Source organism: Moorena sp. SIO3E8 (assembly GCF_010692445.1).
In the GTDB taxonomy this organism is placed as follows: domain Bacteria; phylum Cyanobacteriota; class Cyanobacteriia; order Cyanobacteriales; family Coleofasciculaceae; genus Moorena; species Moorena bouillonii.
In genome coordinates this window covers 1-26,289 of sequence record NZ_JAAHHM010000062.1, presented here as the reverse complement: position 1 = coordinate 26,289, position 26,289 = coordinate 1, and the positions used below count along the sequence as shown (strand labels likewise).

The window sequence follows — 26,289 nt, the reverse complement described above, 5'->3', positions numbered from 1 at the left end:
AGTAGGGAGTAGGGAGAAGAGTGTGGGGAGAAGAGGGAAACTCCCTGATTAAGGCGCTGGATTGCTATTCTCTGTTCCCGACAACTGCCGCGAAGTCTATGGCCTTTTCTATATCTTCTCGGCTACATAAAGTACTTAGACGTAAGAAACCTTCGCCACTCGGACCAAATAAGCTACCAGGTACGCCAACAATTCCTGCTTTAAACAACAGTTGGTTAAAGACGTCCCAAGAACTCATTCCCTCCGCTCCTTTGACCCATATATAGGGATTATTAGTGCCACCAAAACAGGTCAGTCCAAAAGCTTCTAAACCTTCCTTGAGAATTCTCGCATTTTCCAGGTAATAGTTAACAATTTCTTGGCATTCTTGTTGGCACTGCTCGGACAAAGCCGCAATGCCCCCTTGTTGTGCTATATTAGAAGCACCCCAAAACCGGATAGATTGACCAATTCTAAACATTTCATTCAACTCTCCTGGCACAGTGCTTTCAAGGGTTAGGGCAACCGGAAGCACAGACCAACCTAATCTTAATCCAGAGAATCCAGCCGTTTTGGAAAAACTACCAACTTCGATGGCACATTCAGTTGCACCTTCTATTTCATAAATACTTTTAGGAATGTTAGGGTCGGTAATAAAAGCACTATAAACAGCATCAAAAATAATCACAGACTTGTGACTTCTGGCATAGTCAACAAAAGCTTTGAGTTGTTCTTTAGTGGCAACTCCTCCTGTAGGATTATTAGGGAAACATAGGTAAATTATATCTACCTTGGATGTAGGAATATCTGGAACAAAATTATTATTATCATTGCACTCTAGGTAGATAATATTACTTCTACCTGCCAACAGATTTGCTTCTAAATATGGGGGATAAATCGGATCTTGTAGGGCAATAGCATTATCTATACCAAAGAGATCCTGAAGACCAAAAGTAACTGACTGTGCCCCATCACTAACAAAAATCTCCTCTGGTTTTAGGTCAATTCCACGAGGCTTGTAGTAGTTGTTGCAGATCGCCTCTCTCAGCTTAATATTTCCGTCAAATTCCCCATATCCTGTATAGGTTGACCGATCTCCTAGCTTAGTGGCAGCATCCACTAAAGCGTCAACCACTGTTGGTGGTAAGGGCTGAGTTGTGTCACCCCAGGCCATAATGTATAGTTCTTTTTGGGGATTGGATGCTTGATGAGCTTCCATCTTCTTCATTAGCTTGTTTTTGATCATATCGGCGAAGGTATCAGAAACAAATAATTTCCTCAAATTCGGATTTGTTGTAGTCATATTTAGAGTTTTAGTTATGTTTTCAATACTTATAATTTATGAAGCTGAAAATCTGGAACTATTGATTACGGAACTCAAGGCAAGTATACCAGAGCTTGATGTCCATATCTGGCCAGAAGTTGAGAACCCAGAGAAAATAGAAGCCATATTAACATGGAAGCCTCCTCTAGGAATAATGGAAAAATTTCCCAAGCTTAAGGGAATTATTTCCTTCGGGGCTGGAGTCGAAGAGATTTTACGAGACCCCAATCTTCCCCACAATGTGCCAATTGTTCGTATTGTTGAAGCTTGTGTGACATCAAGAATGAGTGAATACATCTTGTTAGCTGTTCTTCGTTTTCACAGACAAGCATTTACATATCAAACATTTCAAAAAACGCGACATTGGGAACCTTTACCTCTACCAGAAACCAGCTCCTGTACTATAGGAATCTTAGGTCTTGGTGTTCTTGGAACAGATGCTGCTGGGAAACTCAAGACTCTTGGTTTCCCGATTCGGGGTTGGAGTCGGACACCAAATAAAATCGATGGTATAGAGTGTTTTCATGGACCAGACCAGTTAAAACTTTGCTTGAGTAAATGTCGAGTGCTGGTGTGTTTACTTCCCTTAACTCCAGAAACAGAAGGAATTCTTAATCGTCAAACATTTTATGCCTTGCCTAAAGGAAGTTATTTGATTAATGTTGCACGGGGGCAACATTTAGTAGAAAAAGATTTATTAGAAGCATTAGATTCAGGTCAACTTTCAGGTGCTTGTCTGGATGTTTTCTCTAGGGAACCTTTGCCTGAAAATCATCCATTTTGGTCACACCCTCAAATTACAATAACACCCCATGTAGCAACTCAAACTGATTCTGAGTACTGGACAAAACCAATTGTAGATGCTATTCGTTGCCTTCGTGATGGTCTTCCTTTGAAGAATGTGGTGAATTGTGAACAAGGTTACTGAGGTTCCCATTATTACTGACGATATGAGGGATCGAGCCGGTCAAGCAAACGGCGATTGGCTGCCCATATCCTGGCGACCTCCTGGTTGTGGAAGGTTGGCTCCTCAAACTGGCGGGCTGTATGTTCACAAATCTCAGCTGGTGGCAGGATCGGCTTGGTGCTAGTACCTAGCACGTTGACTTGGATCTCGCACGCCTTATTCAGGTTGTACATATAGTAAAGTGCTTCTGCAACGGTTCGACCCACAGTTAAAAGCCCGTGGTTCCGCAGGATTAAACAGTTCTTCTGTCCTAGGGATGCAACCAGGCGATCGCGCTCATCAAGGTCGAGTGATATCCCCTCATAGTCATGGTAAGCAACACGATTATAGAACTCCATGGAAGCTTGGTTAAGGGGTAACAGACCCTCTTCCATCGCAGCAACCGCCATGCCACTTACAGTATGGGTGTGGGCGATCGCATGAGCATCAGGACAACCTAAATGAATGGCGCTATGGATGGTGAATCCTGCCTGATTTACTTCAGCGTCTGTAGCATCGATTTTGTTACCATTGACATCAACTCGCACTAGATCTGATGCACGGATTTCATCGAACAGCATACCATAGGGATTGATTAGGAATATAGCTGGTTCGGACTGAATGCGTACTGAAATATGGCTATGGATCGTCTCCGTCATCCCGTAGTAGTGAACCAAGCGGTAAGCAGCAGCAAGGTCTTCGCGCAAGTTTTGTTCATCCTGGGAGTAGGACTTGGCTATCGGATTCCTGATGTTAGAGCTTGTTATCTGTACACTCATACTTCCATGTCTTTTGCTTTGTGATCACATCGGTATTCAAAGGAAACAGGACTGCTGTACTACTGGGCTGGGTACAGCAGATGTTTGAAGGAATGAAAATTCAGGCATTCCTTACTTTGGTAAAAAATAGAAACCGATTAACACTGGCTACCATTAAACGAGATCAGCCAGATCTCCTCAGGAAAGTAATAGACGGAGTTTCTGAGCAATGAGTTTAGATATCGTTCCATCTCCGGATGAGAGAGCAAATCTTCCAAGGTAATATTTTTTGATTCAGATAACTGCTCTGCTTCCTTATCCTTGTTAAAGCAGTTAACTGTTGCCTCATTCTTGATGTAATGCTCTAAGGCTGCGTAGTCATCAGCTTTTATGGGCTCTTCATAGAATATCCTATGGACTTGATGCTGAATCCCACATTCACCCAAACTCTCGATCACATCTTCCGCAGAGGTAAATCCTTCGCCTTTTCCATCTTTAAAAATTTGCAGGTATTGCTCGTAGAAATCCACGTAGAAAGATTTACGAGTAGCCAAACCAATAAATCCAACTCCCGTATCATTCAGCAAACTAGCACACTTTTTCAACACAGGTTTCAAGTCTTGGCGTGGAATCATATAAAAGCCGTGCATCGACCACAACAGGTCGTAAGCATTACTTTCCAGCTTTGCTCCTTGAATTGTATTAACATATTGGTTACCTCGCTGGAAAAGAAGAGGAATTTTTTTACTCGCTTGAGAAATTGAACTCCCACAAGGGTCTAAGCAATCGTAGACAACATTATCAATTCCTTGATCAAGTTGGATATAGTGACTAAAAGCTTCCAACCAGCGCCCTGTGCCACAGGCAACATCCAGTAATCTGAGATCAGACGAAGATTTTCCTCGATGATATTGTGATAAGAAAGTAGCCGACCAGTCGAAACGCTGCGCCAACTGCCAATAATCAATTACTGGATCTTGGTCTTCTGGACTTCTTTGTTCAACAGTAACACTGGGAGCTGGCAAGACAAAAACCCCAATCGGTTCATTTATAAATGCTTTCCCACTGTCCTCAATCTCAGCCAACCGCCAAAATGCCTGGAGAATCTTGAAAAATTTGGCTTCCTGAAACTGGCGCAAATCGCATTCCATACAAAAGGACATAATTTTGACGCCAGTTTCAAAGCCTTGGAGGCATTCAGTTACATCCAGGCGAGCATGGACATGGTGATACTGATGCTGATGAGATTGAGTATCCAGTAAATTTCTAATGTCCTGTGCTGTGAACATCTCATTTTGGTTACCTTTTGCTTCCAGCATATGCTCGCGCTGGATTTGAGGGATACCTGTAGCTGTTTGGTGGACAATTACCACCTGTCCGCCTTCCTTGGTTTGAGTTAGGGCGCTCTGAATTGCTTGGTAAGGCTCGTCAAAGTAGTATAAAACGTGGGTCAACAGAACCAAATCGTACTTCTGTTGGCTTTCAAACTTACCGGGTTCAAAATAGTCATCACGCACCGACACCTCTACATTTTCGCCTAAAGATGCCTGGTCGAGCCGTTCTAGAAAGCGTCCGCGATGGATCGGATTCGGTTCAAGTGCTACATAGTTTAACTGCTTCCACCGTGGATTAAGCCTGGGAATCAGGCTCTGTATGATTTCAAGATCAATATCACCTTCGCCACTGCCAATACTGAGTACCGATAAGGTATCGTCTTGGTGTGAGGGTGAATAACTTCCCTCCAGTAATACTGTTACATTATTGCGGAACCACTCAATGGCAGCAACTGTCATGGTCGAAGCTGCCTTGCGTAACTCATAACTCTCGGCGTAAAACTTATCATCCAGTGGCGGAGCGACAAATTTTTGATGGTGTGGCGAGTGACGCTCACTTGCCGAGGATGTAGGGTTTTCGAGAGATTTATACTGGATTTTCATTGAAAAAAATTATGTGAGGATTAAGACCAAATCAGTCAAAATCACAGAACAACTCTAAGCTATTCTACAATCAGATTTTATTATTTCAAGATTTGGCAACAAAAGTCAAGGGTGTCTGAAATGACGTCAACTTTCAGCCGTCAGCTGTCAGTAAATCATTTATCAATGATTTACTTTATTACAAAAATTAACTGTATTTTATTGATATAATGCTTAATTTGATGGTAAATTTAAACTTTGTTAAATTTAGTTAAATTTTGCAACCAAGAAGGGAGTCAGCAGTGAGGGGAAGGGAAGCTGAGCGCTATTAATAGTTACGAGGCTCCTCCCGGAATGCAGTCAAAGCAGCTGCAGAGGCTTCACTCAGTGTCAGCATAAAGTGGATAATAAAGACAGTCCCCTAGTTGCCTACTAGGGGACATCAGCAAAATATATCTATAATAGAAATTTAACCCATGAGCGAGACACCCATAACAATTACTTACTCCTTAGAGGAAGTCTTAAAAGACATAAACGGGAAGCTAGACAGCCTTCAAAAAGATGTCAACACGATAAACGAAACACTAATAAAAATAGAGAGCAAGCAAAACGCGATTGCAACGGATTTCAAAGAATTAAACGGTTCAAGCAAGGCACAAATTTGGACATTGATCGGCATTTTGGTCACAGCAGTTGGCGGTTTTGTGGTATGTGTTGGTCGTTTTGTTATTTCAGGCAACCCCTAATCTATCCTCAAAGGATGGATTGGAGCCAGCAGAGGTTAGGGATTTTAGAGTTAGCGATCGCGATCGCTAAATTCTTCCAATTTGATCAACACCAAGCCAAACTTAGTACCGAGATTCTGGCGGGAGTAACCACCTTTGTCACCATGGCATACATTCTGGTGGTCAATCCCGATATTTTGTCTAATGCCATTTTCCTCCAACAACCCAAGGATTTGTTTGGGGAATTAGTGATTGCCACCGGGATTTCAGCTGCTTTGGCAACCTTAGTGATGGGACTCTATGCCAAATATCCATTTTCCCTAGCACCAGGCATGGGTCTCAATGCCTACTTTGCCTTTTCAGTAGTGTTGGGTTTAGGCATAGATTGGCGGGTTGCTCTGGCTGCGGTTTTCATTGAAGGATTAATTTTTATAGTGCTGACGGTTACTGGAGTTCGCCGTAAAATTGTCACTGGGATTCCCGAATGCATTAAACAAGCCACCACCACAGGCATTGGTTTATTTATTGCTTATATTGGTCTCAATAGCTCAGGTATCATTACTCAGTCTCAGGCAACTACCACTACCTTGGGAGATTTGACTGAGCCAGCCACATTAGTAACCATTGTCGGGATTCTAATTACCTCAGCCTTGATCGCTCGACGCATTACCGGAGCCCTGCTGTGGGGTATTCTCGCCACCGCATTACTGGCATGGATTTTGGGGATAGCCCCTTGGCCACAAGGAATTGTTGCCTTACCCCAATGGCCAGGAGATTTACTTGGTCAGGCATTTGTAGGTCTGTCACAGGTAGTTCAGACCAATATCTGGGAACTACTGAGTATCCTATTTGTGCTACTGTTTGTGGATCTGTTTGATACCGTTGGTACCCTAACTGGACTAGGAGTCAAAGCAGGTTATATCAATCAAAAGGGGGAATTTGCCCATGGGTCGCGAGCCTTTATGGCAGATGCAATCGGTACTACTGCTGGGGCAATCTTAGGCACCTCTACAGTAACCACCTATATTGAGTCTGCATCAGGACTATTGGAAGGGGGACGCACTGGCTTGACTGCCGTTGTTACTGCCATTTTATTTGCCCTATCCATAGTTTTCATTCCCTTTCTATCTGCCATTCCCAGCTTTGCCACAGCACCAGCCTTAGTCATGGTTGGAGTGTTGATGATCGGAAGTGTTATAAAAATCCATTGGGACGATCCAGCCGAGTCAATTCCCTCATTTCTCACCATCTTGATCATGCCTTTAAGTTATTCCATTGCTGATGGCTTAGCTGTCGGTTTAATTACCTTTCCTCTGTTAAAAGCTTTTCAGGGTAAAGCTCACGAAACGACTATTGCCATGTGGATTTTAGCAACAGTATTTATCTTAAAGTTTTCCTTAGTAGGAGCGTAAGCATTCAGCTATCAGCTATCAGCTTAAGCGCTACGCGCACGCTACGCGAACAGCTATCAGCTATCAGCTTAAGCGCTACGCGCACGCTACGCGAACAGCTATCAGCTATCAGCTTAAGCGCTACGCGCACGCTACGCGAACAGCTATCAGCCGTTGGCACCTCAAGTATCGTGGCACAGGCTTTGGCCTTTGGCCACGCTGTGCGAACGACGCTGTGATGTAGCCCATAAGCTAAATGCTTACGATTCCCTACTCCCTACTCCCGATTCTCTACTCCCGATTCCCTACTCCCGATTCCCTACTCCCGATTCCCTACTCCCGATTCCCTACTCCCTACTCCCTACTCCCTGTTCCCTTTACTATTTAGGGATTAATCAAACAAATCAGGACGGCGTTCTTTGGTCCTCTGAATTTGCTGCTGTTTACGCCAGCGGTCAATTTCCCCATGATGTCCTGATAACAGAACTTCTGGAACCTTCCATCCCCGAAACTCAGCAGGTCTTGTGTACTGAGGATAGTCCAGTAACCCGGCTTCAAAGCTTTCTAATTTAAGGGATTCGGCTTTTCCTACTGTCCCTGGTAGCAACCGGGTGACACCGTTAATCATGGCTAGGGCTGGGATTTCTCCACAGGTTAAGACAAAATCCCCCAGTGAGACCTCTCGGGTGACTAAATGTAATACCCGCTCATCCACACCTTCGTAGTGTCCACAAATTATCACCAGCTGATCATAACCTGTGGCCAATTCTTTGAACAATTGCTGTTTCATCGGTTGCCCCTGGGGAGTCATTAAGATGACATCACGGTGGGGTAAAATGGGTAAAGACTCTACAGCCGCAAAAATCGGCTCTGGTTTCATCAACATTCCCACCCCACCACCGTAGGGTTCATCATCAACTCGTCGATGCTTGTCAGTAGCAAAGTCTCGGGGGTTGATCAGATGCACTTCGGCTATTTGTTTGAGGAGTGCCTTACCAAGTAGCCCTGAACTCAGGGGAGAGGTGAAGAAATCCGGAAACAGAGTGATAATGTCAAATCGCACAAGGAGTTAAGGGAGGGTAGGGGTCTGGAGCTAAAAATCCTGTGGGAAGAGGCTAAGATACATAATCAGTGATTATGCATAAATGGTAAGGCTATAATGCGTGAATATCATTAAAAAATCACGGATTCAACGGAAAAATTGCTATAATGTGGCATTTTAACTAAAAAGCACTACTCAAAAGTATTCAACTCACCTCATGCCCATTACTAATATAATGCAGCAGTTAGAATCTCAATTGCAAAGAATGAGGATGCCTAAGTCCACTCAACCAGCTATTTTGGTAATCGGCGGCGCTGAAGATAAAGTTCACGGACGAGAGATCCTGCAAACTTTTTTTCGGCGTGCTGGAGGAACTAATGCTCGCCTTGCCATTATCCCTTCAGCCTCCAGAGAACCAACCGTGATTGGCAGTCGCTATCAACGCATCTTTGAAGACATGGGAGCCGAGGAAATTCGGTTGCTAGATATACGCGATCGCTATCAAGCAGAAAACCAAGACTTACTAGAGTACTTGGAAATCTGTACCGGGGTATTCATGACTGGAGGTGACCAACTACGCTTGTGCGGGCTACTAGCCGATACCCCCTTAATGGAAAAAGTTCGGCAGCGGGTTCATCAGAGCGAGATTACCATAGCTGGGACAAGTGCTGGGGCTGCAGTTATGGGTCATCACATGATTGCTGGTGGTGGTAGTGGTGAGTTTCCTAATCGTTCTTTGGTGGATATAACCATGGGCTTAGGAATCATTCCAGAGGTGATTGTCGATCAACATTTCTACCATCGGAATCGTATGGCACGCCTGATCAGTGCTATTTCGGAACATCCGGAGCGATTGGCCATCGGAATCGATGAAGATACCTGTGCTTTGTTTGAAAAAAATGGTTGGTTAGAAGTGATGGGTAAAGGCACTGTCACAATTATTGATCCCAAGGAAATGTCTTACACCAACCAGCCTAAGATTGGTCATAACGACCCGATCAGTATCCACAATCTGCGAGTGCATGTTCTGTGTCATGGCGATCGCTACCACTTTCAGAAGCGTTCCTTATTCGCAGTAGAAAGCTAAACCTTACCTCCTGGACAACAACCGCCATCCTAGACAAAAACCGCAATAACCACGCTTTTGAGTATGGCTTTACCTCCCCTGTGCCAAGGGATGCAGCGCCTGAATCAGGGGGTTTCCTCATGACTGTAGTTGGGGGAATTCATCTGATTACCTGCTGGCTGCAATGGATAATTATGGATAATTTTGAAAAAACTGTTCACACAGAACAGTTTTTTTGATCTCCAAGGTTGATAATAATAAGATTATCCCAAATCTAATCAGCAGCCTACCGGATCGCCTGATTCCCGGATTGGAGCTAGAGTTTTCAAGCGTGCCAATCGGCTCATAATGTGCCAAAGTAGTGCCAAAGTAGGCGATAAAGGCGGAATTTATTTGATAAATTGGGTCTTTAGGCTTCCTTGCACATTCAGCGAGCATCACCACCGAAGTTTCAGTTGATATGAGAATTCTGAGAATCCAGACTTTACGTGGTCCTAATTATTGGAGTATTGGACATCACAAACTGATTGTCATGCGTCTCGATTTAGAGGAATTGGCAAATACCCCCTCCAACGAGATTCCTGGCTTCTATAAGGGACTAAAGACTGTCCTACCCAGTCTGGAAGAGCATTTCTGTTCCCCTGGTGTCCGGGGGGGATTCCTTGCTCGGGTTGCCAGAGGCACCATGATGGGGCACATCATTGAACACGTTGCCCTAGAACTACAAGATCTGGCTGGCATGAGGGTTGGATTTGGTCGCACTAGGGAAACAGCGACACCAGGAGTCTACCAGGTCATATTTGAGTACATTGATGAGCAGGTGGGTCGTTATGCCGCTAGGGCAGCTGTGCGGCTGTGTCGTAGCATCATTGATAAGCAAACCTATCCCCAAAGTGAATTAGAACAAGACCTGAAAGATTTACAAGAACTGGCTAATAATTCAGCTTTAGGACCAAGCACTCAATCCCTGGTTAAGGAAGCCGAAGCCAGAGAAATTCCCTGGATGCAGCTGAGCGCGAGAGCGATGATTCAACTGGGCTACGGTGTCCACCAAAAGCGGATTCAAGCCACATTGAGTGATTATTCAGGGATTTTAGGGGTTGAGTTGGCTTGTGATAAAGAAGGTACCAAACAAATCCTGAGGGATGCTGGTGTACCGGTTCCCCGGGGGACAACGATTCGATTCCTAGATGAGTTGGAAGGGGCAATTGAGTATGTAGGTGGCTACCCGATTGTGATTAAACCCCTGAATGGGAATCATGGACGAGGCATTACCCTCGATATTAATAGCTGGGAAGAGGCGCAGACTGCCTATAAGACCGCCAAAGAAGTCTCCCGCTCTGTGATTGTGGAGCGCTATTATAAAGGTTTTGACCACCGGATTCTTGTGGTCAATGGCAAGGTAGTAGCGGTAGCAGAGCGTATCCCTGCCCATGTGGTGGGGAATGGTAGGTCTACGATTGAGGAACTGATTGAGCAAACTAACCTTGATCCCCATCGCGGTGAGGGACACGACAATGTCTTGACTAAAATTGTGTTAGACGCTACCAGTGACAGTGTATTGAAGAAGCAAGGGTACAGATTGGACAGTATACCCAGAAAGGGGGAAGTTTGTTACTTGCGGGAAACTGCCAATCTCAGCACTGGGGGTATTGCTGTAGACCACACCGATAACATCCATCCAGAAACTATCTGGCTGGCACAGCGGGTTGCCAAAATTATTGGTCTGGATATTGCTGGAATTGATATTGTCACCTCCGATATCACTAAGCCTTTACGGGAAGCTGATGGGGTGGTGGTTGAGGTGAATGCTGCCCCTGGCTTTAGGATGCATGTTTGTCCTAGTCAAGGTCAGCCCCGGAATGTGGCAGCACCAGTCCTAGATATGCTCTTCCCAAATGGGCAACCTAACCGTATTCCCATCATCGCGATTACAGGTACCAACGGAAAAACCACCACAACCCGCTTAATTGCCCATATCTATCGCCAAACTGGACAGGTTGTGGGCTATACCACCACAGATGGCATCTACATTGATGAATATATGGTGGAAAAAGGTGATACCACTGGACCCCAAAGTGCTCAGGTAATTCTCAGAGACCCTACAGTTGAGGTGGCAGTGCTGGAAACTGCTCGGGGTGGGATCCTGCGTTCTGGCTTGGCCTTTGACAAATGTGATATTGGGGTGGTTTTAAATGTCTCCGCTGACCACTTGGGAATTGGAGACATCGACACCATTGAACAGATGGCCAAGGTGAAGAGTATTGTGGCGGAAGTGGTGAGTCCGAAGGGCTATGCTATCCTCAATGCTGATGACCCCCTAGTCAGAGCAATGGCAGAAAAGGTAAAGGGTCAAGTGGGTTATTTCTCGATGAACTCAGAGAATGAGTTGATCAAAAACCACACTAGTGGTGGAGGTCTGGCTGCGGTTTATGAAAATGGTTATTTGTCTATCATCAAAGGGGATTGGACCCTGCGGATTGAGCAGGCAGTTAATGTGCCAGTGACAATTGGGGGACGGGCACCTTTTATGATTGCTAATGCTCTAGCTGCGAGTCTCGCTGCCTTTGCTCAAGGAGTCTCGATTGAGGCCATTCGAAAGGCATTGACCACATTTCGGGCTTCTGTAGACCAGACACCCGGACGAATGAATTTGTTCAATCTTGGCAGTTATCATGCTCTAGTGGATTATGCCCACAATGCAGCTAGTTACGAGGCATTGGGTAGTTTTGTGCGCAACTGGCCGGGAGAGCGCTTTGGGGTTGTGGGTGGTCCTGGGGATCGCCGGGATGAAGACTTTATTGAATTAGGACGACTCTCAGCAAAAATCTTTGACAGGATTATTATCAAAGAAGATGATGACTTAAGAGGACGTCCCAGTGGTGATGCAGCTGAGTTAATTCGTAAGGGCATACGAGAGGAAAATCGCGAGTCCAACTATGAGATTATCCTCAACGAAACAGAGGCAATTGATAGGGGTTTGGATAAAGTGGCTGATGGTGGTTTAGTGGTGATTCTGCCAGAAAGTGTCAGTCGTGCGATCAAACTCATTGAGGCTCGTCATCCCTTGCCGGATAATGGCCTTAAGGCAACCAGTGCTGACACCGAAGATGAGTTGAAGCCATCGGTGGTCAATTAAGCGGTTGTTGGTATTTGTTGAAGGTTGTTCGCGTAGCGTGGCCGAAAGGCCAAGGTTGAAGGTTGAAGGTTGTTCGCGTAGCGTGGCCGAAAGGCCAAGGTTGAAGGTTGAAGGTTGAGGGTTGAAGGTTGTATGTCAGAATGTAGAATGCAGAATGCAGAATGTAGAATGTAGAATGTAGAATGCAGAATGTAGAATGTAGAATGCAGAATTCCAAATACTAAATTCTTAATTCTAAATTCTTAATTCTTAATTCTTAATTCTTAATTCTACATTCTTAATTCTACATTCTTAATTCAAAGAGGAAAAATAGGTTAGTGGTCAGCATCTCATTAACAGAGTGCGATGTTCCTTTGGAACCGCTTCGCGAACGCTAACCTCAAATCTAGACAGACCTTGATGTGGGTGGTATGACTTCTTTAACGGCAAATTGCTACTAATGGTTAATTTGTGATCTATAGCATTTTTACTTGAGATGTAAACATAGTATAGCGTTTCTGAATTGGGTGAGGTACTTCCTCCTGGGTTGATGGGAGTAGGGAGTAGCCATGCATCCCTTTGTTGAATCCCTTGCTATTTAAGGGCTTAAGCTGATTTAAACTACTCATTTACTAGAATCAGTCTAGGAGAGCAAAACTATCTAATTTTATCTCATCAAAAAATTTTTTATCAAAGCTTTATATAGTTAAAGGTTTAGTGAGTTTTCCGTGAAAGTTATAAATTTTCTCTGAGTTAGATATAAAATTTTGATTGGAGACAAGTAAGCCATCAATACCAAGAGTTGATTTAACTCCTAATTACTTAAATCCAGGTTCAAACTATCTGTCTTCGATAGGTCAGTTCATGGTGCTCGCGTGAGTCTTGGGGTCTAGATGGTCTAACTAATTGACTTGATCTGCTTGATTTTTAGATGAACTGACCGGTTAATTAATAAACGGATTATCAATAAAATCACGATTTAGTAGCGTTGACTAATCAGGTTTTTTATCGCTACTAACAGAGGCATTTTTGTGATTTTTTTTTAATCTGTAACTGTCAAAATCACGATTGTTGATAAAAATGACCCTTGACTTATCCAGAAACCTGGTTTCTTAACGTAATAACTGGATTTAAGCCTTTGATTTATAGCGATAAACCGGGTTTTAAGGGTCTTGGTGCGTAAATCCTGAATTACTCTAACGTTGTTCAAAAGACTTCAAGTGCTTTTTGTCCAAAGTTCAAGTTCAAAGCTTGCTCTGTTTTTGCGTGCAAACATAGTCAATTGTCAGGAGATGATCATCATGCTTAATAGTTTGATAAACAACAAAGTCACCAATCCCCTTACCTGCGGCGCTCTCGCCCTCAGTGTCATGGCTGGCGCTGGGATTGCCGCTGCACCAGCTGACGCCGCATCTATCACCTACCAAGGGACCTTAAAAGACGGAATCCCTGAGTTTGATGCTGTTTCTAGTAGTGGTTTTTTTAGTGACCAGTCCACAGGTCGTTTTTTTAACTTTTTCGGCAATCAAGGAGATGTAGTTACAATCGAAGCACTCCGCATAGAGCAAGATTTAGATCCAGCTCTCTGGGTTTTTGAAGGTCTTTTCGAGGATACTTCCGACTTTGCTAGCGGATTTAATGTAAATATTGATCGGGGTGACCCAGGCTTTCTAGAGTTTGCTGATGATGAAATTCCTAATCCGGGACCATTTGCAGATCCTCGTGCTGTAGTAACCTTAACTTTGCCTGGAACTGGCGAATACACAGCCATCGTTACTAATTTTGCAAGTGGTTCTAATGATGGAGGTGATGGTGCTTTTGATTTCGAGATTACATGTTTTGGATGTACAACACCTGTGCCTGAACCTGCTTCTGTCTTAGGTCTGCTTATTACTGGTTCTCTTGGTTTTGGGTCAGCTCTCAAACGTAAATTGAAGTAACGCATATCAACAGCAAAACGTTAAAATTTTAATCGGTTTTTATAGGTGATCGCTCCTCAATTATCCAGAGGAGTTTTTTTCATTGACCTCTAGTCCTCAAGGCAAAACAATCGTAAGCATTCAGTTATCAGCTAATGGGTTAGTCCCAGCCTCGTTCGCACAGCGTGGCCAAACGCGCCCCGCGTGGCCTTTTGGCCAAGGCCAAAGCCTGTGCCACGGTACTTGAGGTGCTTATGCGCTATGGGCACGGTTGATGAGGAAACCGTTAAGAATAAAAGAGGTAAGCATTCCTTTAATTTGAGGAAAGTTTCAGTGTCGTTCGCACAGCGTGGCCAAACGCGCCCCGCGTGGCCTTTTGGCCAAGGCCAAAGCCTATGCCACAAAGCTGACCGCTGACTGCTGAGCGCTGACTAAGGCAGCCAATCTTGATCTAATAATTGTTCGAGAGCATAGGGACAGTCTTCAGGAAATTGAATCATCATAGCGGTTTTTTTTCTGACATATTTTAAGGCTTTTTTATAAACTTTGGCTTGATTTTCTTGTAAATGATTGCGGAGATTTTTAGTTAAATACTCGTCCAGTTGGCTTCTAAAGCTCATAATTTCCGCTTGCCAATGGTTCGCGTTATAGTCATATTGCTCTTGCCAATAGTTCAGGAGTAATAAATGTCTGATAATTTGCTCTAAAAAACTTTCAACTGTTAATTTATCTCGACGACTCAATCCTTCTAATTCCTCAATTAAATGCTCTAAGTCGAGATTTTCTAATCGTTTTTCTTTTAGTATTTTTAGAGTTTCTACTAACCATTTTTCATTATCAACATCATACAGATAATATAGATCAGTTGTTTTAGTCATAGCTGTTTTCAAGCTAGTAAGGATTTTTTTGGTTTTAGGGAACAGGGAACAGGGAGCAGGGAGCAGGGAGCAGGGAGCAGGGAGCAGTAAAGTCAAAAGAGGGAAGAAGTAAAAAATTATGTGTACCTCATTAGGGTAAAAACCGCTATACTTATTTTGTTACCTTCCATTAGCGTCTTTAGATTGTCCAATTAGAGGATATCTGAAAAGTTTTTTGATACTGAATTTTGCCCCCCTAGCCCCCCAACTTTGGGGGAAGAGTCAATTTGCTTCTAAAAGTCCCCCGACCGAGGGATTGCTCGCTCGGGGGACCAACGGGGGCTTGGATGTAGCAAATGAGACTTCTCAGACAACCTCTTAGATTATCGATGTAGCTATCCCAAGACATTTTCTTTAGTTTCCTTGAAAATTTTACTTCTTAGGAAATTATACAATATTTTAACTTCCCATCCTGGGAGGGGTTAGGGGTGGGTTACTATTATGAATACACTGCTCCCTGCTCCCTGCTCCCGATTCCCGATTCCCGATTCCCGTTCCCCTCCTGGGAGGGGTTAGGGGTGGGTTCCGATTCCCGATTCCATTTAAATTTCATACATTTCTAACGGCAATCCATCTGGGTCTTGAAAAAACGTAAATCGCTTCCCAGTATGCTCATCAATTCTAATCCTTTCTACATCCACACCCTTGGATTTGAGATAATTCACCGACGCTTGAATATCATCTACTTGAAATGCTAAATGTCTCAATCCGCAAGCTTCAGGACGACTAACTCGTTCAGGAGGATTAGGAAAGGAAAATAACTCAATCCTATCCCCATCACCCACTTGTAAATCCAATTTATAAGACTTTCTCGCAGCTCGGAAGGTTTCTTCAATAATCGAAAACCCTAAAATATCCACATAAAACTGTTTCGATTTTTCATAATCTGAGCAAATAATCGCTACATGGTGAAATCCTTTAGTCTTCATAAAACTAATCTTAAATTAAGTAATAGATAAATAATTTTAAATCAACAAAGCTCATCCCCCATAGTATGGAACCAGATTCAACCAACTTTTGAGGATTTTGCTAGACTGGCAGATATAAAACCCATCATCAAAAGGATATATATCCAAAGGATAAGGAAATTATCTATGCCCCCAACCCTACTTCTATCCAAAGAACTACCTACTCTGGAATACCAATCCACATCCTCAAGCTTTGATGAAAGCTGGAGAGCTCCCCTTTCCACCCTCCTGGGATTAGGACGAGCAGCTGGTGCTGATTTCATTGAGTTTTTCCTAGAACGGGTCAACTACATCAGCTGTCTTGCTGAAGATGATGCCATTACTAGCATTTCTCCCCGCCTTTCCTCTGGTGCTGGTATCCGAGTGTTTCGGGGTAAGTCAGATTGCTATGTTAGCACTAATGACCTATCCTTTTCGGGGCTAAAAGCGGCTTTGGAGAAAGCCCTGTCTATTCAAGGGCTGGAATTACCTACCCCTAATGCCTTTATCCCAGAAACTAACCTGGAACTGTTGCGGGATTACGCTACTGCTAAAGGCAAAGACACTTGGCTATCCGGTTGCAGTTCGATGGCAGAAATGGGAGAAGTACTCCTGGATGCCAATGGGGCACTCCAGCGCAAGGCTAGCCATGTCCAATCCCGACGGGCTATTTATTTCCGGGATTGGCAGGAAGTTTTGGTGGCAGCTAGTGATGGTACCTTTGCCAGAGATATTCGTTTAACTCAGTCTGTGGGATATAACCTACTATGTGCTGATGGTGACCATCGCTCTTCGATTGGCAAGCGTGCTGGTAGTACCGGTAACCCAGAGTTTCTAAGAGCCTGGGATTATAATGCTACTGCTGAGGAAGTTGCTGAATCCGCTGGTAAGATGCTCTATGCGGATTACGTAGAGTCTGGTACTTACCCGATTATCATGGCGAATTCCTTTGGTGGGGTAATTTTCCATGAAGCCTGTGGACACCTGTTGGAAACGACCCAGATTGAGCGGAAAACTACTCCGTTTGCTGACAAAAAAGGCGAGAAGATTGCTAACGAAAGCCTTACTGCCTGGGATGAAGGGTTATCTGACAATGCCTTTGGAACCATTGATATGGATGATGAGGGCATGCCAGCCCAAAGAACTCTGTTGATTGAAAATGGCATACTGAAGAATTTTATCGCCGACCGGGCAGGGTCTCAGCTCACTGGACACCCCAGAACAGGTAGTGGCCGCCGTCAGAATTATGCCTATGCTGCTGCTTCACGGATGCGCAATACCTACATTGCTCCTGGTGATTACGAGGTAGAGGATTTATTTGCGTCTATCGATAAAGGTATTTACTGCAAGCGGATGGGCGGTGGTAGTGTTGGTGCTACTGGGGAATTTAACTTTGGTGTCGATGAAGCCTATTTGATTGAAAATGGCAAAGTCACTAAACCCCTGAAAGGGGCAATTCTGATTGGGGAAGCTAAGGAAATTATGAATAAGATTTCCATGTGTTCCAAAGACTTAGGATTAGCCGCTGGTTTCTGTGGTTCCATTAGCGGCAGTGTTTATGTCACCGTCGGTCAGCCTCATATCAAGGTAGATTCGATTACGGTTGGTGGACGGTAAGTTACCCCAGCAGCCAGGCTTTGGGACTAGTGTTAGACTATCATCTCCGGTTGAAGACTTATCCTAAGCGATCAGCTAATGCGCTACGCGCACGCTGCGCAAACAGTCATCAGCCGTCAGTTAATCAACGGTCGGTAGTAAACCAGCTGGGGGGTGCTGGTACGGCTGGTTGAAAATCCCTGCTCGTTTTACTGATCCGACCCCGTGCAGTTAAACCGCCTGCTAGCACCTCAAGTAGCGTGCGCGTAGCGCTTAAGCTGATAGCTGATAGCTGATAGCTGATAGCTTACATCCGAAGTGATTAACCGGATTTGATATCATGGCTCTTTTTTTTTGTTAATCCAAACATTCACAATCTAAACATAAGATGACCAAGATTAATGAGATAGCTGATTCGGCGATTGCGATCGCTAAACGCCTGGGAATTGAAAAATTCGATATTTATGGCTCTGCAGTGGATGAAGCTGGTGTTCAAGTAGACCAGGGTGAGCCAAAACAGGTTGAGGCATCTAATCGGTCTGGTGTAACTGTACGGGTTTGGAATCAAGACCAGAAAGTAGGCATTACTTCAACTACCGATACCAACCCAACTGGGTTGGAACTAGCCTTAAAAACCGCTTATGAGGCGAGTAGTTTTGGGGTGAAGGAAAACGCCCCAGACTTTAGCCCTGAGTCAACAGTATCGATTCCAGAGATTCCCAATAATCAAGTGCCTCAACAGCCAGTATCCAAATTAGTAGAAACCCTACTGGATTCAGAGAAAAAGTTACTGGACGCTCACTCAGCTATTGCCGGAGTTCCTTACAATGGACTATCTCAACGGGATGTTGAGCGCTTTTATCTCAATAGTGATGGGGCATTGCGCCAGCAAGCTAGCTCCTCGGCTTCCATTTATCTTTATACCAAAACTGAGGAAGAAGGGAAAAAGCCCCGTAGTGCTGGTGCCTATAAGATTAGTCAAGGTTTAGAAACTCTAGATATTCAGACTTGTCTGCAAGAAGCTGCTGAGAAAACCATCAGTCACTTGAACTATGAGAAAGTTAAGTCCGGAAAATATCGGGTAGTGTTCTCTCCCGAAGCTTTCCTGAGTCTACTGAATGCTTTTTCTAATTTATTTAATGCTCAAAATATTCTAGACAAGCAAAGCCTCTCGACTCCAGAGTCTCTAGGTACTCCAATTGCTTCTCCTTTGCTTTCTGTCTGTGATGATGAGCTACATCCAAAGAATGTGGCACCGGTCTATTTTGATGGAGAAGGAACACCTACTCGTCGAGTACCGATAATTACAGAAGGGGTGTTAAGCAATTTTCTGCACAGTGCTGGCAGCGCCAAACGCCTGAATGCTAAACCAACAGGTCATGCCAATATGGGGGCAAAAGTTACAGTTAGCCCTAATTTCTATCATGTTTTTCCTGGTCAATCTGCTGAACAAGAGTACAGCTTGGAGCAAGCCGAAAATGTGATTTGGATTGATGAGGTGAATGCGCTTCATGCGGGAGTTAAAGCACTCGAAGGTTCCTTTTCTCTACCCTTTGATGGTTGGATGGTGAATAAAGGAGAATTAACTAGTATTGATTCCGCAACCGTAGCCGGAGATTTTCGGGAACTGCTGAAATCCATTATTTATGTGGAAAAAGAGCCTGAGTTTACCTCTGGTGGAGTGTGTCCAAAAATCTGGGTTGATGGTTTGTCCATTACTGGGGATTGAAGGTTAACAGGTTGTTCGCGTAGCGTGGCCTTTTGGCCAAGGTTGAAGGTTATTTGGTTGTTCGCGTAGCGTGGCCTTTTGGCCAAGGTTGAAGGTTGTTCGCGTAGCGTGGCCTTTTGGCCAAGGTTGAAGGTTAAGAGGTTGTTCGCGTAGCGTGGCCTTTTGGCCAAGGTTGAAGGTTGAAGGTTGAAGGTTAAGAGGTTGACGGTTGAAGGTTAAGAGGTTGTTCGCGTAGCGTGGCCTTTTGGCCAAGGTTGAAGGTTAAGAGGTTGACGGTTGACGGTTGATTGATAAAACTGAAAAGTTAGTAACTTTTTTAAGCATTCAGCTATCAGCTGAATGCTAATTTTTTTGAGATTAACTACCCGGCTAAGCTGTCGCGCATTTAAATTGGTTATCATATCATGTCAGGATAATTACCCTTAATAAAAATCTCCCCATCTCCCCATCTCCCCATCTCCCCATCTCCCCATCTCCCCATCTCCCCATCTCCCCATCTCCCCATCTCCCCACCCTCTCCTTAATTATGGGTATTCAACCAGACTTGATATTCCCTATTCCCTGTTCCCTGTTCCCTACAGCTTACCACTCTACGTATAAAATGTTATCCATCCACGGCAGCTTGACAACTCGTATGCTCCAAGGAATTCTATCTAGTAAAATATCGTAAGTTTCACGTTCAACCTGTAGCAGCCAACTACCATCACGAATTCTCACAATACCGTTTCTCTGCAAAAAAGCTTTTCTAAATCCTTCTATTGATGTATTTTTCAAAATAGACCAATTTTGAATCACAGCAGATAACAAATTTTCACATTCTGCTCGTTCTTGTGCAGTGATTTCTAAATTGGTGTCTATAGGTTCTAATAAATCTATACCGCATAGTATTTTATTAAGAGGTAAACTGTGTTCTGGTATTTCTGTTGAGTTATCAACTAAATACTGGAGTAAAAGGGCTGCTCGTTCAGCAGATATGGTATTAATAAAAATCTTATCTTGTACCAATCCTATTTTGACAAAGAAGCGATTCAGAAATGGCCATAGTAAAATTAATCCTGCATTATAAATGTAGATTTCATCAGAGTCACTAAAAGTATTGACAACATCTGGAAATCTGGTTTGCTCGGACTTGAGTTCTTGTTGGATGTTGAGTTTAAGAGTTTGACAAGTTTTCTGTAGTTGTTTGAAGCGTGTAATCAGGTCTGATGACCTTTGGACTTGGGCAGAATTATTGATTTCATTTAGTAATATTTCTATTTCATTCTTAAGTTGATTAATTTGCTGTTTATGTTGGGGTAATATCTGACTATTTAAATCAAGGTGTTGCAATTCCCTTAATAGGTGTTCCAGTTGTTCCCTTTCTTTAATAAACTGTGTCTCTTGGCTAGGGATTTGGATTCTATCTAAGATTTCTGTCAGTTGACTTTTAAATCCTTTTCCTTGTCTGACTAGATGCTCTATCTTGGCAACAATATTCTTTAAAAACTCAGGATAGTTAATCCGATTACTGGTGGCAATATGTAATAAACTTTATTCGATTAACTTGAACTTATCTACTTTAGTATTACTCTGTGAGGAGATACTGAAAAGTATTCCTTGCCATATTTCTAATCGCAATTTGGCTGCCGGAATATTTCTCGTCTGCTCTAGCTGTTCCAAGACAGGTTTGATGTCTGTATTATAGTCGGCAATAAACGGGACTAAATCCCCAGTAAATAATCCGGCTATTTTGAGGAGTGTTGAATCGGAAAATTGGTAAATAACACGCTGCAATTGCTTGGGATTTTTGAAGCAAAGCTTAACAATAGACTTGATCTGATTTGGGGAATTGGTGATCAGGCGATCGCAATATTGTTCTAGCTCTTGTTTGCTGACATTTTCGGGGAGTATACCTGTTTGGATAAAGTCGCTAAAAATCTCTAGTTGTGAAGCTCTTGCTTCTGCTCTAATCAACTGTGTATCTTGGCTAGAGATTTGGATTCTATCTAAGAGTTCTGGAAGTGTGCTTTTAAATCTTTTTCCTTGTCTGACTAGATGCTCTATCTTGGCAACAATATTCTTTAAAAACTCAGGATAATTAATCCGATTACTGGTGGCAATATGTAATAAGTTAGCTTGGATTAATCTGAACTTATCTACTTGAGTCTTACTATCTGAGGAAATACTGAACAATAATCCTTGCCATCTCTCTGATCGCAATTTGGCTGCCGGAATATTTCTGGTCTGCTCTAGCTGTTCCAATATAGGTTTTATGTCTGTATTATAGTCGGCAATAAACTGGACTGAATCCCCAGTAAACAATCCGGCTATTTTTAGGAGTATTGAATCGGAAAATTGGAAAATAAGGCGCTGCAATTGCTTGGTATTCTTTAAGCAAAGCTTAACAAGAGACTTTACCTGATTTGGGGAATTGGTGATCAGGCGATCGCAATAGTCTTCTAGCTCTTGTTTGCTGAAGTTTTCGGGGAGTATACCGGTTTGGATAAAGTCGCTAAAAATCTCTAGTTGTGAAGCTCTTTCTTCTGCTCTAATCAACTGTGTATCTTGGCTAGGGATTTGGATTCTATCTAAAATTTCGGGAAGTGTACTTTTAAAATCTTTTCCTTGTCTGACTAGATTCTTTATCTTTGCAACAAGATTCCTTAAAAACTCAGGATATTTAATCCGATTACTAGTGGCAATATGTAATAAATTGTCTTGGACTAATTTGAGTTTATCTACTTGAGTCTTACTATCTGAGGAGATACTCAACAATAATCCTTGCCATATCTCCAATCTCAATTTGGCTGCCGGAATATTTTTCGTCTGCTCTAGCTGTGCCAAGACCGGTTTTATGTCTGTATTATAGTCGGCAATAAACGGGACTGAATCCCCAGTAAACAATCCGGCTATTTTTAGGAGTGTTGAATCGGAAAATTGGTAAATAAGGCGCTGCAATTGCTTGGGATTTTTTAGGCTTTGCTCAACAATAGACTTGACCTGATTTGGGGAATTGGTGATCAGGCGATCGCAATAGTCTTCTAGCTCTTGTTTGCTTAAGTTTTCTGCCCACCAGGGTAGCAAACCTGTTTGGATAAAGTAGCTAAAAATCTCTAGTTGTAAAGCTCTTTTACTAGCAATCTCTGATTTGCCAATTTGATCAGATAGTCTTTGATAGCGAGTTGCACTTACAGAGGTAATTTTATTTACTTCTATATTTTCCCCCGTCTCTCCCTCTGTTCTACGAAGCAGTGGTGAAGACTCACCCAACTCAGTCTTAGGTTGTGGCTGTGTTGACAAACTGGAACTTGAGTGGCTAATTTGTTCTGCTAATTGCTGTTGAATTTGTTCTATGATTTTGTCAATCAATTCCTGTTCAAGATTATTGATATCGATATTTCCCAAGTTTATTTCTAGGGTATTAATTCGATAGATTGTGTCTGAATCGCTGAACTGATTAAACAAATTATCAATCAGGGGGAGGACTTTACGGCGATATAGTCTACTTACCTGATTTTGCAGTTCAAAAGCACCTTGCTGTGAACTTAAATTAAGTTCTATAATCTGTTTTTTGATAATATGTCGTTGTTGGTTCACTTCCAAATGCTTTAACAAATAACTTCAAAATCTGTGCCGATAGTCATATATCCTAAAACATTAAATGGTAGATTTTAAATACTACCATTTCCCAAAAATTCTATCAGGTTATTAGTTGAATTTTTATCCATTTTTGTATTTAGCCAGAGCTGGTAGGCATTTTCAAATTTTATCATATTAGGTTTGTCTAACCAGTGGCAATAAGGGGTTATATGGGCGGGTATTTCGGCACTGATAATGTTATAAATTAGCTGTTTAAAGTTTTCTTCTTGAAAGCGATGCAGCCAATCCGGGAATACAAAACTGAGTTGGAAAGAGTAAGGATCTATTGTGTTTGAATCTGTGTTTGAATCTGTGTTTGATTTAAATTCTGAAAAATTCTCGTCTGAGTCGGGGTCGTTACTGCTGCGAGGACGAAGTAAAATATGTTCGACTATATGGAAACCTTCGGTTTCATCCGATTCATTGCAGAGAGCCAAAGTTTTTCGATGGTAAGGAATTCCTAGTAAACTACAAATTCTTTGTTTTAGTCCCGATACGTTTTCTGTATCCCAAACCTGACTGGAATCAGTGTAATTAAAGGCTTTACCCCTCCCAGCGCTAATTTGGGGATAATTTTGTAAGAAACTAATTTTATCATCAATCAGTTTTTCATCCAGAATTGATTCATATAAAAGTAAAGAATAATCTGTGAACTTTTCACAAAACTGTGCCATTAAATGATCTAGGAAACGGTTTTTTATTATCTTATCAATATCATTCCATTGATCTTCTGGTGAATTTTGCTCAAAGTTGAGGATTTCTGGCGCACCTGGAATGCTATAAAGTTCCTGGTAAAAGTAGGTTGTATTGTTCTTAGTTTGAAAAGAGAATAAATCTTTAGCATGATCTAATTGAGCAAAATAGTTAGCTAAAAGTTGGTCAAAAAACATTAAATAAGCTTGTAGCTGCTTGGCTTGAGCCTTGCGTTTGGGAGATGCGGAAGCCGGTAAACCTATTTCTCCAATACCGTAAGTAGCAGGAAAATCATTTTGGATTGATTCATAGTCAGATAATTCTCGGTATTGTCCCACTGGGATGGGGATATCTTTTGTTTGTGTGCTTGATGATGTTTTTGTGTTTTTTTGTTGTAAGGATTTCAGATAAATTTTAGCTTTATTCAGGTTCAGATTGCACGGAATTTGTCCTTTGTAAAAGGTAATGTTACTTGTCAAGCCATCTATATCTTTGAGTTGGGGTGTTAGATTAGGCTCTAATGCTAACGCCGTTTCTTCTAATTCAGATGAATTGTCGCTTTAAATAGTAATTATTATAACAGTTTTTATCCCTGGAATATCTAAAATAATCCGAATTATGTCAGAGGTGTGCAGTTGGTCTTTCTTGATAAAACTATCAAGTTTTTCATCGTCAATGAAGCCATGTTCCAGGGGGACACCATCAAAGATTGCTTCAGGAGTTTTGCCTTGATCCAGTAGTTCTTTTAAGGTTAAAAATTTTAGGTTAGGAGAAATAAATTTATCTAAGCCAAAATATATCTGTGCCATTAATTCATTAACCTCGAAGCCTTCTTCAATCTCGATATCGGCTTTGATGGTGATTTCTTCAATGGGTAAGATTTCAACTGTGTCAAAATCTTCACACAAATTCCGATGCTGATTAAGTTTAGATTTTACTTTTTCTATGAGACTCGCTTCATCAGAGACATTTTTGTCTTTTTCGATTAGTACCCGATAAAGTCCATTTAAGTTGACTTGCTGAGTGCGTTTAGAAGCTTCAAAAGTTAAGGTATGACGAAGCGAATCGTAATAAATTGGGGGCGGTGAATTCTTAATGGGTTTAACCCATGCATTTTTAACACCATCAATGTCGATTAGCAGTTTGCGATAATCATTAATTGTGAGGGGATTAACGGTGAGGATTTCTCTGGCGGTGAAAAACTGTTTCCTGTTTTCTCCAGGAGCAGGTGCAAGCAAGTCTTTGATCTCGAAGTCAAGGCGATAGCTTAAATCCGTGATGGCATAGCAGAGTTGTTCTAAGGTTGTAATGCCAGGATCGTGGGTATTGTAGTCTGTCCACAGTTTCCCCCCTAGGCGTTCTATGTGCTTGATTCCTTCTTGTCGCAATAAGGCGAAATTCATCCCAGGATGTTCTGGGGGAGCGTTGGAGATGGTAAGGTTTTCAGTCATGATAGTAGCTTCTTACAGAAGTTGGGGACAGGGAACAGGGAATTCGTGCCCATTTGAAGACCGCTATATCAGGTACAATGGAGCGTGTACCTATGATGCTCGTTGAGCAGCTTCCCGCAGGGTAGCTACAGCGCAATAATGGGAAGGCATAAGCCATTTTTTGGCTTTCTGGGTTTTTGTTGATGCTATTGCACAGCCTGAGCTGCAATCGACTATGCTTTCCTATCAGATAGAGCGTGAGCCTTCTTGGGACATTAAAGGTAAATCCGGTCGCCTAAGGGGTTTGGAAATAATTTTTCTGTTGCTTGCCGTTTGTCGTTTCCGTAAGTCATCACAGATGGCTTTCAAATCGTAATTGAAAGTTCTAGCGTGTTCCTCTCGAATTCTGTAGATCTCTTCTAGAATTTAATCTCTCCACATTTTTATTCTACCATTAATTCATAAGGTGTACAAATAGTGGATAAATCCTATTATACTGGTTTCAATGTAGACGGTTTCGCTCACAGAAATCTATAAAATATCTTCATCCCTGATCCTACAGCATTTAATCCTTGTTCTGAGGGTGTGTTGCTAAAGCCTCGGTTTCTAATCCTTGCAAATTGTCTGATTTAGAGGTAGCACTATTCTGTTTAGTTAGCTCTTCTTATAATACCTGAATTGCTCCTTGGATGCGGAGTAATGTTTCACGAACATTTGCTTGTTTGGCTTCTAAATCGGCTAGGACTTTTTGTCCTGATGCAAATTCGGCTTTTAGTTGGTTTAGGCGTTTTTCTAGTTGTTCTTTCATGTTCCTTGTTGACGAGGATGGGTTACAATACAGCAGTTTTAAATTGGGTGAGGTGCAAATTATTGGGTTTTAGGGAGTAGGGAGTAGGGAGTAGGGAGTAGGGAAGAAAGAAGAGGGAAGTCGGAAGTGGTAAAAAATCCTCTGTACTTCGTTACTATTAAAACCGCTATAGTATATTATAGCTGAGGGGGCGACGAAATAAGCTAAAATGCAGATTCTATAAGCAACCTAGCCCTTATACCTCGTTGATAATACTTTCGTTTATTAGGATTGAGTCTCATTAATTCGGTTACTAATTCTAGACAACAATCCTTAAACTTTACCCAGGTTTGACCATATAAACCAATGTAAAAACTGCTATGTCTCC

General features: G+C 42.5%; 27 protein-coding genes and 1 pseudogene. 11 read left to right on the top strand and 17 right to left on the bottom strand.

The window, feature by feature from the left end:
- Positions 1–64 precede the first annotated feature (64 nt).
- Complete coding sequence (locus tag F6K46_RS23145; protein WP_293061445.1) at positions 65–1,282, bottom strand: LL-diaminopimelate aminotransferase; 1,218 nt, start codon at positions 1,280–1,282, stop codon at positions 65–67.
- 16 nt (positions 1,283–1,298) lie between these two features.
- Between F6K46_RS23145 and F6K46_RS23140 the strand changes: the two genes are divergently transcribed.
- Positions 1,299–2,231 carry a glyoxylate/hydroxypyruvate reductase A gene (locus F6K46_RS23140; protein ID WP_293061443.1) on the top strand — a complete coding sequence of 311 codons (933 nt, stop codon included), beginning with the start codon at positions 1,299–1,301 and terminating at the stop codon, positions 2,229–2,231.
- 11 nt (positions 2,232–2,242) lie between these two features.
- Here the strand turns inward: F6K46_RS23140 and F6K46_RS23135 are convergent, their stop codons facing one another.
- Together F6K46_RS23135 and F6K46_RS23130 are read right to left on the bottom strand one after the other, a co-directional pair.
- Positions 2,243–3,028, bottom strand: coding sequence for a class II aldolase/adducin family protein (locus F6K46_RS23135; protein ID WP_293061441.1), 786 nt, complete (start codon positions 3,026–3,028; stop codon positions 2,243–2,245).
- 137 nt (positions 3,029–3,165) lie between these two features.
- A complete protein-coding gene (locus F6K46_RS23130) occupies positions 3,166–4,944 on the bottom strand; it encodes a class I SAM-dependent methyltransferase (RefSeq protein ID WP_293061439.1) in 1,779 nt (592 codons plus the stop codon).
- Between the two features lie 455 nt (positions 4,945–5,399).
- On the opposite strand from F6K46_RS23130, the gene F6K46_RS23125 reads away from it, so the two are divergent.
- From F6K46_RS23125 to F6K46_RS23110, 4 genes are read left to right on the top strand one after another with little or no spacing between them, the layout of a single operon-like run.
- The gene (locus F6K46_RS23125; RefSeq protein WP_293022836.1) at positions 5,400–5,669 is read left to right on the top strand and encodes a hemolysin XhlA family protein; all 270 of its coding nucleotides are present in this window, start codon (positions 5,400–5,402) and stop codon (positions 5,667–5,669) included.
- A 14-nt stretch (positions 5,670–5,683) separates the two neighbouring features.
- On the top strand, positions 5,684–7,060 hold the full coding sequence (locus F6K46_RS23120) for an NCS2 family permease (RefSeq protein ID WP_293061435.1): 1,377 nt from the start codon (positions 5,684–5,686) through the stop codon (positions 7,058–7,060).
- Positions 7,009–7,278, top strand: coding sequence for a hypothetical protein (locus F6K46_RS23115; protein WP_293061433.1), 270 nt, complete (start codon positions 7,009–7,011; stop codon positions 7,276–7,278). Before F6K46_RS23120 ends, F6K46_RS23115 begins: the two co-directional genes overlap by 52 nt.
- Before the next feature lie 17 nt (positions 7,279–7,295).
- On the top strand, positions 7,296–7,427 hold the full coding sequence (locus F6K46_RS23110) for a hypothetical protein (RefSeq protein ID WP_293061431.1): 132 nt from the start codon (positions 7,296–7,298) through the stop codon (positions 7,425–7,427).
- A gap of 3 nt (positions 7,428–7,430) precedes the next feature.
- Here the strand turns inward: F6K46_RS23110 and trmD are convergent, their stop codons facing one another.
- Positions 7,431–8,102: a tRNA (guanosine(37)-N1)-methyltransferase TrmD gene (gene trmD, locus F6K46_RS23105; RefSeq protein ID WP_293061429.1), complete on the bottom strand. Its 672-nt coding sequence runs from the start codon at positions 8,100–8,102 to the stop codon at positions 7,431–7,433.
- Positions 8,103–8,316: 214 nt separating this feature from the next.
- Here trmD and F6K46_RS23100 point away from each other — a divergent pair, with 214 nt between their 5' ends.
- The gene (locus F6K46_RS23100) at positions 8,317–9,168 is read left to right on the top strand and encodes a cyanophycinase (protein ID WP_075906671.1); all 852 of its coding nucleotides are present in this window, start codon (positions 8,317–8,319) and stop codon (positions 9,166–9,168) included.
- Between the two features lie 439 nt (positions 9,169–9,607).
- Positions 9,608–12,286: a cyanophycin synthetase gene (gene cphA, locus F6K46_RS23095; protein WP_293061425.1), complete on the top strand. Its 2,679-nt coding sequence runs from the start codon at positions 9,608–9,610 to the stop codon at positions 12,284–12,286.
- Here cphA and F6K46_RS23090 read toward each other — a convergent pair.
- Complete coding sequence (locus F6K46_RS23090) at positions 12,279–12,503, bottom strand: hypothetical protein (RefSeq protein ID WP_293061423.1); 225 nt, start codon at positions 12,501–12,503, stop codon at positions 12,279–12,281. The genes cphA and F6K46_RS23090 overlap by 8 nt on opposite strands.
- A 238-nt stretch (positions 12,504–12,741) precedes the next feature.
- Complete coding sequence (locus F6K46_RS23085) at positions 12,742–12,894, bottom strand: hypothetical protein (RefSeq protein ID WP_293061421.1); 153 nt, start codon at positions 12,892–12,894, stop codon at positions 12,742–12,744.
- Between the two features lie 573 nt (positions 12,895–13,467).
- On the opposite strand from F6K46_RS23085, the gene F6K46_RS23080 reads away from it, so the two are divergent.
- On the top strand, positions 13,468–14,205 hold the full coding sequence (locus tag F6K46_RS23080; protein WP_293061420.1) for a PEP-CTERM sorting domain-containing protein: 738 nt from the start codon (positions 13,468–13,470) through the stop codon (positions 14,203–14,205).
- Between the two features lie 131 nt (positions 14,206–14,336).
- Here the strand turns inward: F6K46_RS23080 and F6K46_RS23075 are convergent, their stop codons facing one another.
- Both F6K46_RS23075 and F6K46_RS23070 read right to left on the bottom strand, forming a co-directional pair.
- A complete protein-coding gene (locus tag F6K46_RS23075; RefSeq protein ID WP_293117387.1) occupies positions 14,337–14,588 on the bottom strand; it encodes a hypothetical protein in 252 nt (83 codons plus the stop codon).
- A 27-nt stretch (positions 14,589–14,615) separates the two neighbouring features.
- Positions 14,616–15,158, bottom strand: a complete 543-nt coding sequence (locus tag F6K46_RS23070; protein ID WP_293061419.1) for a DUF29 domain-containing protein — start codon at positions 15,156–15,158, stop codon at positions 14,616–14,618.
- Positions 15,159–15,529: 371 nt separating this feature from the next.
- On the opposite strand from F6K46_RS23070, the gene F6K46_RS23065 reads away from it, so the two are divergent.
- The gene (locus F6K46_RS23065) at positions 15,530–15,664 is read left to right on the top strand and encodes a hypothetical protein (RefSeq protein WP_293061418.1); all 135 of its coding nucleotides are present in this window, start codon (positions 15,530–15,532) and stop codon (positions 15,662–15,664) included.
- Here the strand turns inward: F6K46_RS23065 and F6K46_RS23060 are convergent.
- On the bottom strand, positions 15,644–16,030 hold the full coding sequence (locus F6K46_RS23060) for a VOC family protein (protein ID WP_293061416.1): 387 nt from the start codon (positions 16,028–16,030) through the stop codon (positions 15,644–15,646). The genes F6K46_RS23065 and F6K46_RS23060 overlap by 21 nt on opposite strands.
- Before the next feature lie 165 nt (positions 16,031–16,195).
- Here F6K46_RS23060 and F6K46_RS23055 point away from each other — a divergent pair, with 165 nt between their 5' ends.
- Both F6K46_RS23055 and F6K46_RS23050 read left to right on the top strand, forming a co-directional pair.
- Positions 16,196–17,665 (top strand): TldD/PmbA family protein, encoded by a 1,470-nt coding sequence (locus F6K46_RS23055; protein ID WP_293061414.1) that lies wholly within the window; start codon positions 16,196–16,198, stop codon positions 17,663–17,665.
- A gap of 367 nt (positions 17,666–18,032) precedes the next feature.
- The gene (locus F6K46_RS23050) at positions 18,033–19,373 is read left to right on the top strand and encodes a TldD/PmbA family protein (protein ID WP_293061412.1); all 1,341 of its coding nucleotides are present in this window, start codon (positions 18,033–18,035) and stop codon (positions 19,371–19,373) included.
- 3 nt (positions 19,374–19,376) lie between these two features.
- Here the strand turns inward: F6K46_RS23050 and F6K46_RS23045 are convergent, their stop codons facing one another.
- The 8 genes and pseudogenes from F6K46_RS23045 to F6K46_RS23005 form a co-directional block, all read right to left on the bottom strand.
- Positions 19,377–19,625 carry a hypothetical protein gene (locus F6K46_RS23045; protein ID WP_293061410.1) on the bottom strand — a complete coding sequence of 83 codons (249 nt, stop codon included), beginning with the start codon at positions 19,623–19,625 and terminating at the stop codon, positions 19,377–19,379.
- Positions 19,589–19,774, bottom strand: coding sequence for a hypothetical protein (locus F6K46_RS23040; protein WP_293061405.1), 186 nt, complete (start codon positions 19,772–19,774; stop codon positions 19,589–19,591). The genes F6K46_RS23045 and F6K46_RS23040 overlap by 37 nt, the downstream gene beginning before the upstream one ends.
- Positions 19,775–19,955: 181 nt before the next feature.
- Positions 19,956–20,792 (bottom strand): contractile injection system tape measure protein, encoded by an 837-nt coding sequence (locus F6K46_RS23035; RefSeq protein WP_366510754.1) that lies wholly within the window; start codon positions 20,790–20,792, stop codon positions 19,956–19,958.
- Positions 20,793–20,903: 111 nt separating this feature from the next.
- Positions 20,904–22,949: a contractile injection system tape measure protein gene (locus tag F6K46_RS23030; protein WP_293061403.1), complete on the bottom strand. Its 2,046-nt coding sequence runs from the start codon at positions 22,947–22,949 to the stop codon at positions 20,904–20,906.
- A 74-nt stretch (positions 22,950–23,023) separates the two neighbouring features.
- A complete protein-coding gene (locus F6K46_RS23025; protein WP_293061401.1) occupies positions 23,024–24,163 on the bottom strand; it encodes a hypothetical protein in 1,140 nt (379 codons plus the stop codon).
- Positions 24,164–24,244: 81 nt separating this feature from the next.
- On the bottom strand, positions 24,245–25,135 hold the full coding sequence (locus tag F6K46_RS23020; RefSeq protein ID WP_293061400.1) for a hypothetical protein: 891 nt from the start codon (positions 25,133–25,135) through the stop codon (positions 24,245–24,247).
- A gap of 643 nt (positions 25,136–25,778) precedes the next feature.
- Positions 25,779–25,922: a hypothetical protein gene (locus F6K46_RS23010; protein ID WP_198954369.1), complete on the bottom strand. Its 144-nt coding sequence runs from the start codon at positions 25,920–25,922 to the stop codon at positions 25,779–25,781.
- Positions 25,923–26,125: 203 nt separating this feature from the next.
- Positions 26,126–26,289: pseudogene (locus F6K46_RS23005) on the bottom strand (IS4 family transposase); the annotation flags it as partial.

What these genes read in the sequence shown, in the direction of transcription:
- F6K46_RS23145 (WP_293061445.1), bottom strand. Translation starts at nt 1,282, where the DNA reads ATGACTACAACAAATCCGAATTTGAGGAAATTATTTGTTTCTGATACC.
- F6K46_RS23140 (WP_293061443.1), top strand. Translation starts at nt 1,299, where the DNA reads ATGTTTTCAATACTTATAATTTATGAAGCTGAAAATCTGGAACTATTG.
- F6K46_RS23135 (WP_293061441.1), bottom strand. Translation starts at nt 3,028, where the DNA reads ATGAGTGTACAGATAACAAGCTCTAACATCAGGAATCCGATAGCCAAG.
- F6K46_RS23130 (WP_293061439.1), bottom strand. Translation starts at nt 4,944, where the DNA reads ATGAAAATCCAGTATAAATCTCTCGAAAACCCTACATCCTCGGCAAGT.
- F6K46_RS23125 (WP_293022836.1), top strand. Translation starts at nt 5,400, where the DNA reads ATGAGCGAGACACCCATAACAATTACTTACTCCTTAGAGGAAGTCTTA.
- F6K46_RS23120 (WP_293061435.1), top strand. Translation starts at nt 5,684, where the DNA reads ATGGATTGGAGCCAGCAGAGGTTAGGGATTTTAGAGTTAGCGATCGCG.
- F6K46_RS23110 (WP_293061431.1), top strand. Translation starts at nt 7,296, where the DNA reads ATGCTTACGATTCCCTACTCCCTACTCCCGATTCTCTACTCCCGATTC.
- F6K46_RS23100 (WP_075906671.1), top strand. Translation starts at nt 8,317, where the DNA reads ATGCAGCAGTTAGAATCTCAATTGCAAAGAATGAGGATGCCTAAGTCC.
- cphA (WP_293061425.1), top strand. Translation starts at nt 9,608, where the DNA reads ATGAGAATTCTGAGAATCCAGACTTTACGTGGTCCTAATTATTGGAGT.
- F6K46_RS23085 (WP_293061421.1), bottom strand. Translation starts at nt 12,894, where the DNA reads ATGAGTAGTTTAAATCAGCTTAAGCCCTTAAATAGCAAGGGATTCAAC.
- F6K46_RS23060 (WP_293061416.1), bottom strand. Translation starts at nt 16,030, where the DNA reads ATGAAGACTAAAGGATTTCACCATGTAGCGATTATTTGCTCAGATTAT.
- F6K46_RS23055 (WP_293061414.1), top strand. Translation starts at nt 16,196, where the DNA reads ATGCCCCCAACCCTACTTCTATCCAAAGAACTACCTACTCTGGAATAC.
- F6K46_RS23050 (WP_293061412.1), top strand. Translation starts at nt 18,033, where the DNA reads ATGACCAAGATTAATGAGATAGCTGATTCGGCGATTGCGATCGCTAAA.
- F6K46_RS23040 (WP_293061405.1), bottom strand. Translation starts at nt 19,774, where the DNA reads ATGATAACCAATTTAAATGCGCGACAGCTTAGCCGGGTAGTTAATCTC.
- F6K46_RS23020 (WP_293061400.1), bottom strand. Translation starts at nt 25,135, where the DNA reads ATGACTGAAAACCTTACCATCTCCAACGCTCCCCCAGAACATCCTGGG.
- F6K46_RS23010 (WP_198954369.1), bottom strand. Translation starts at nt 25,922, where the DNA reads ATGAAAGAACAACTAGAAAAACGCCTAAACCAACTAAAAGCCGAATTT.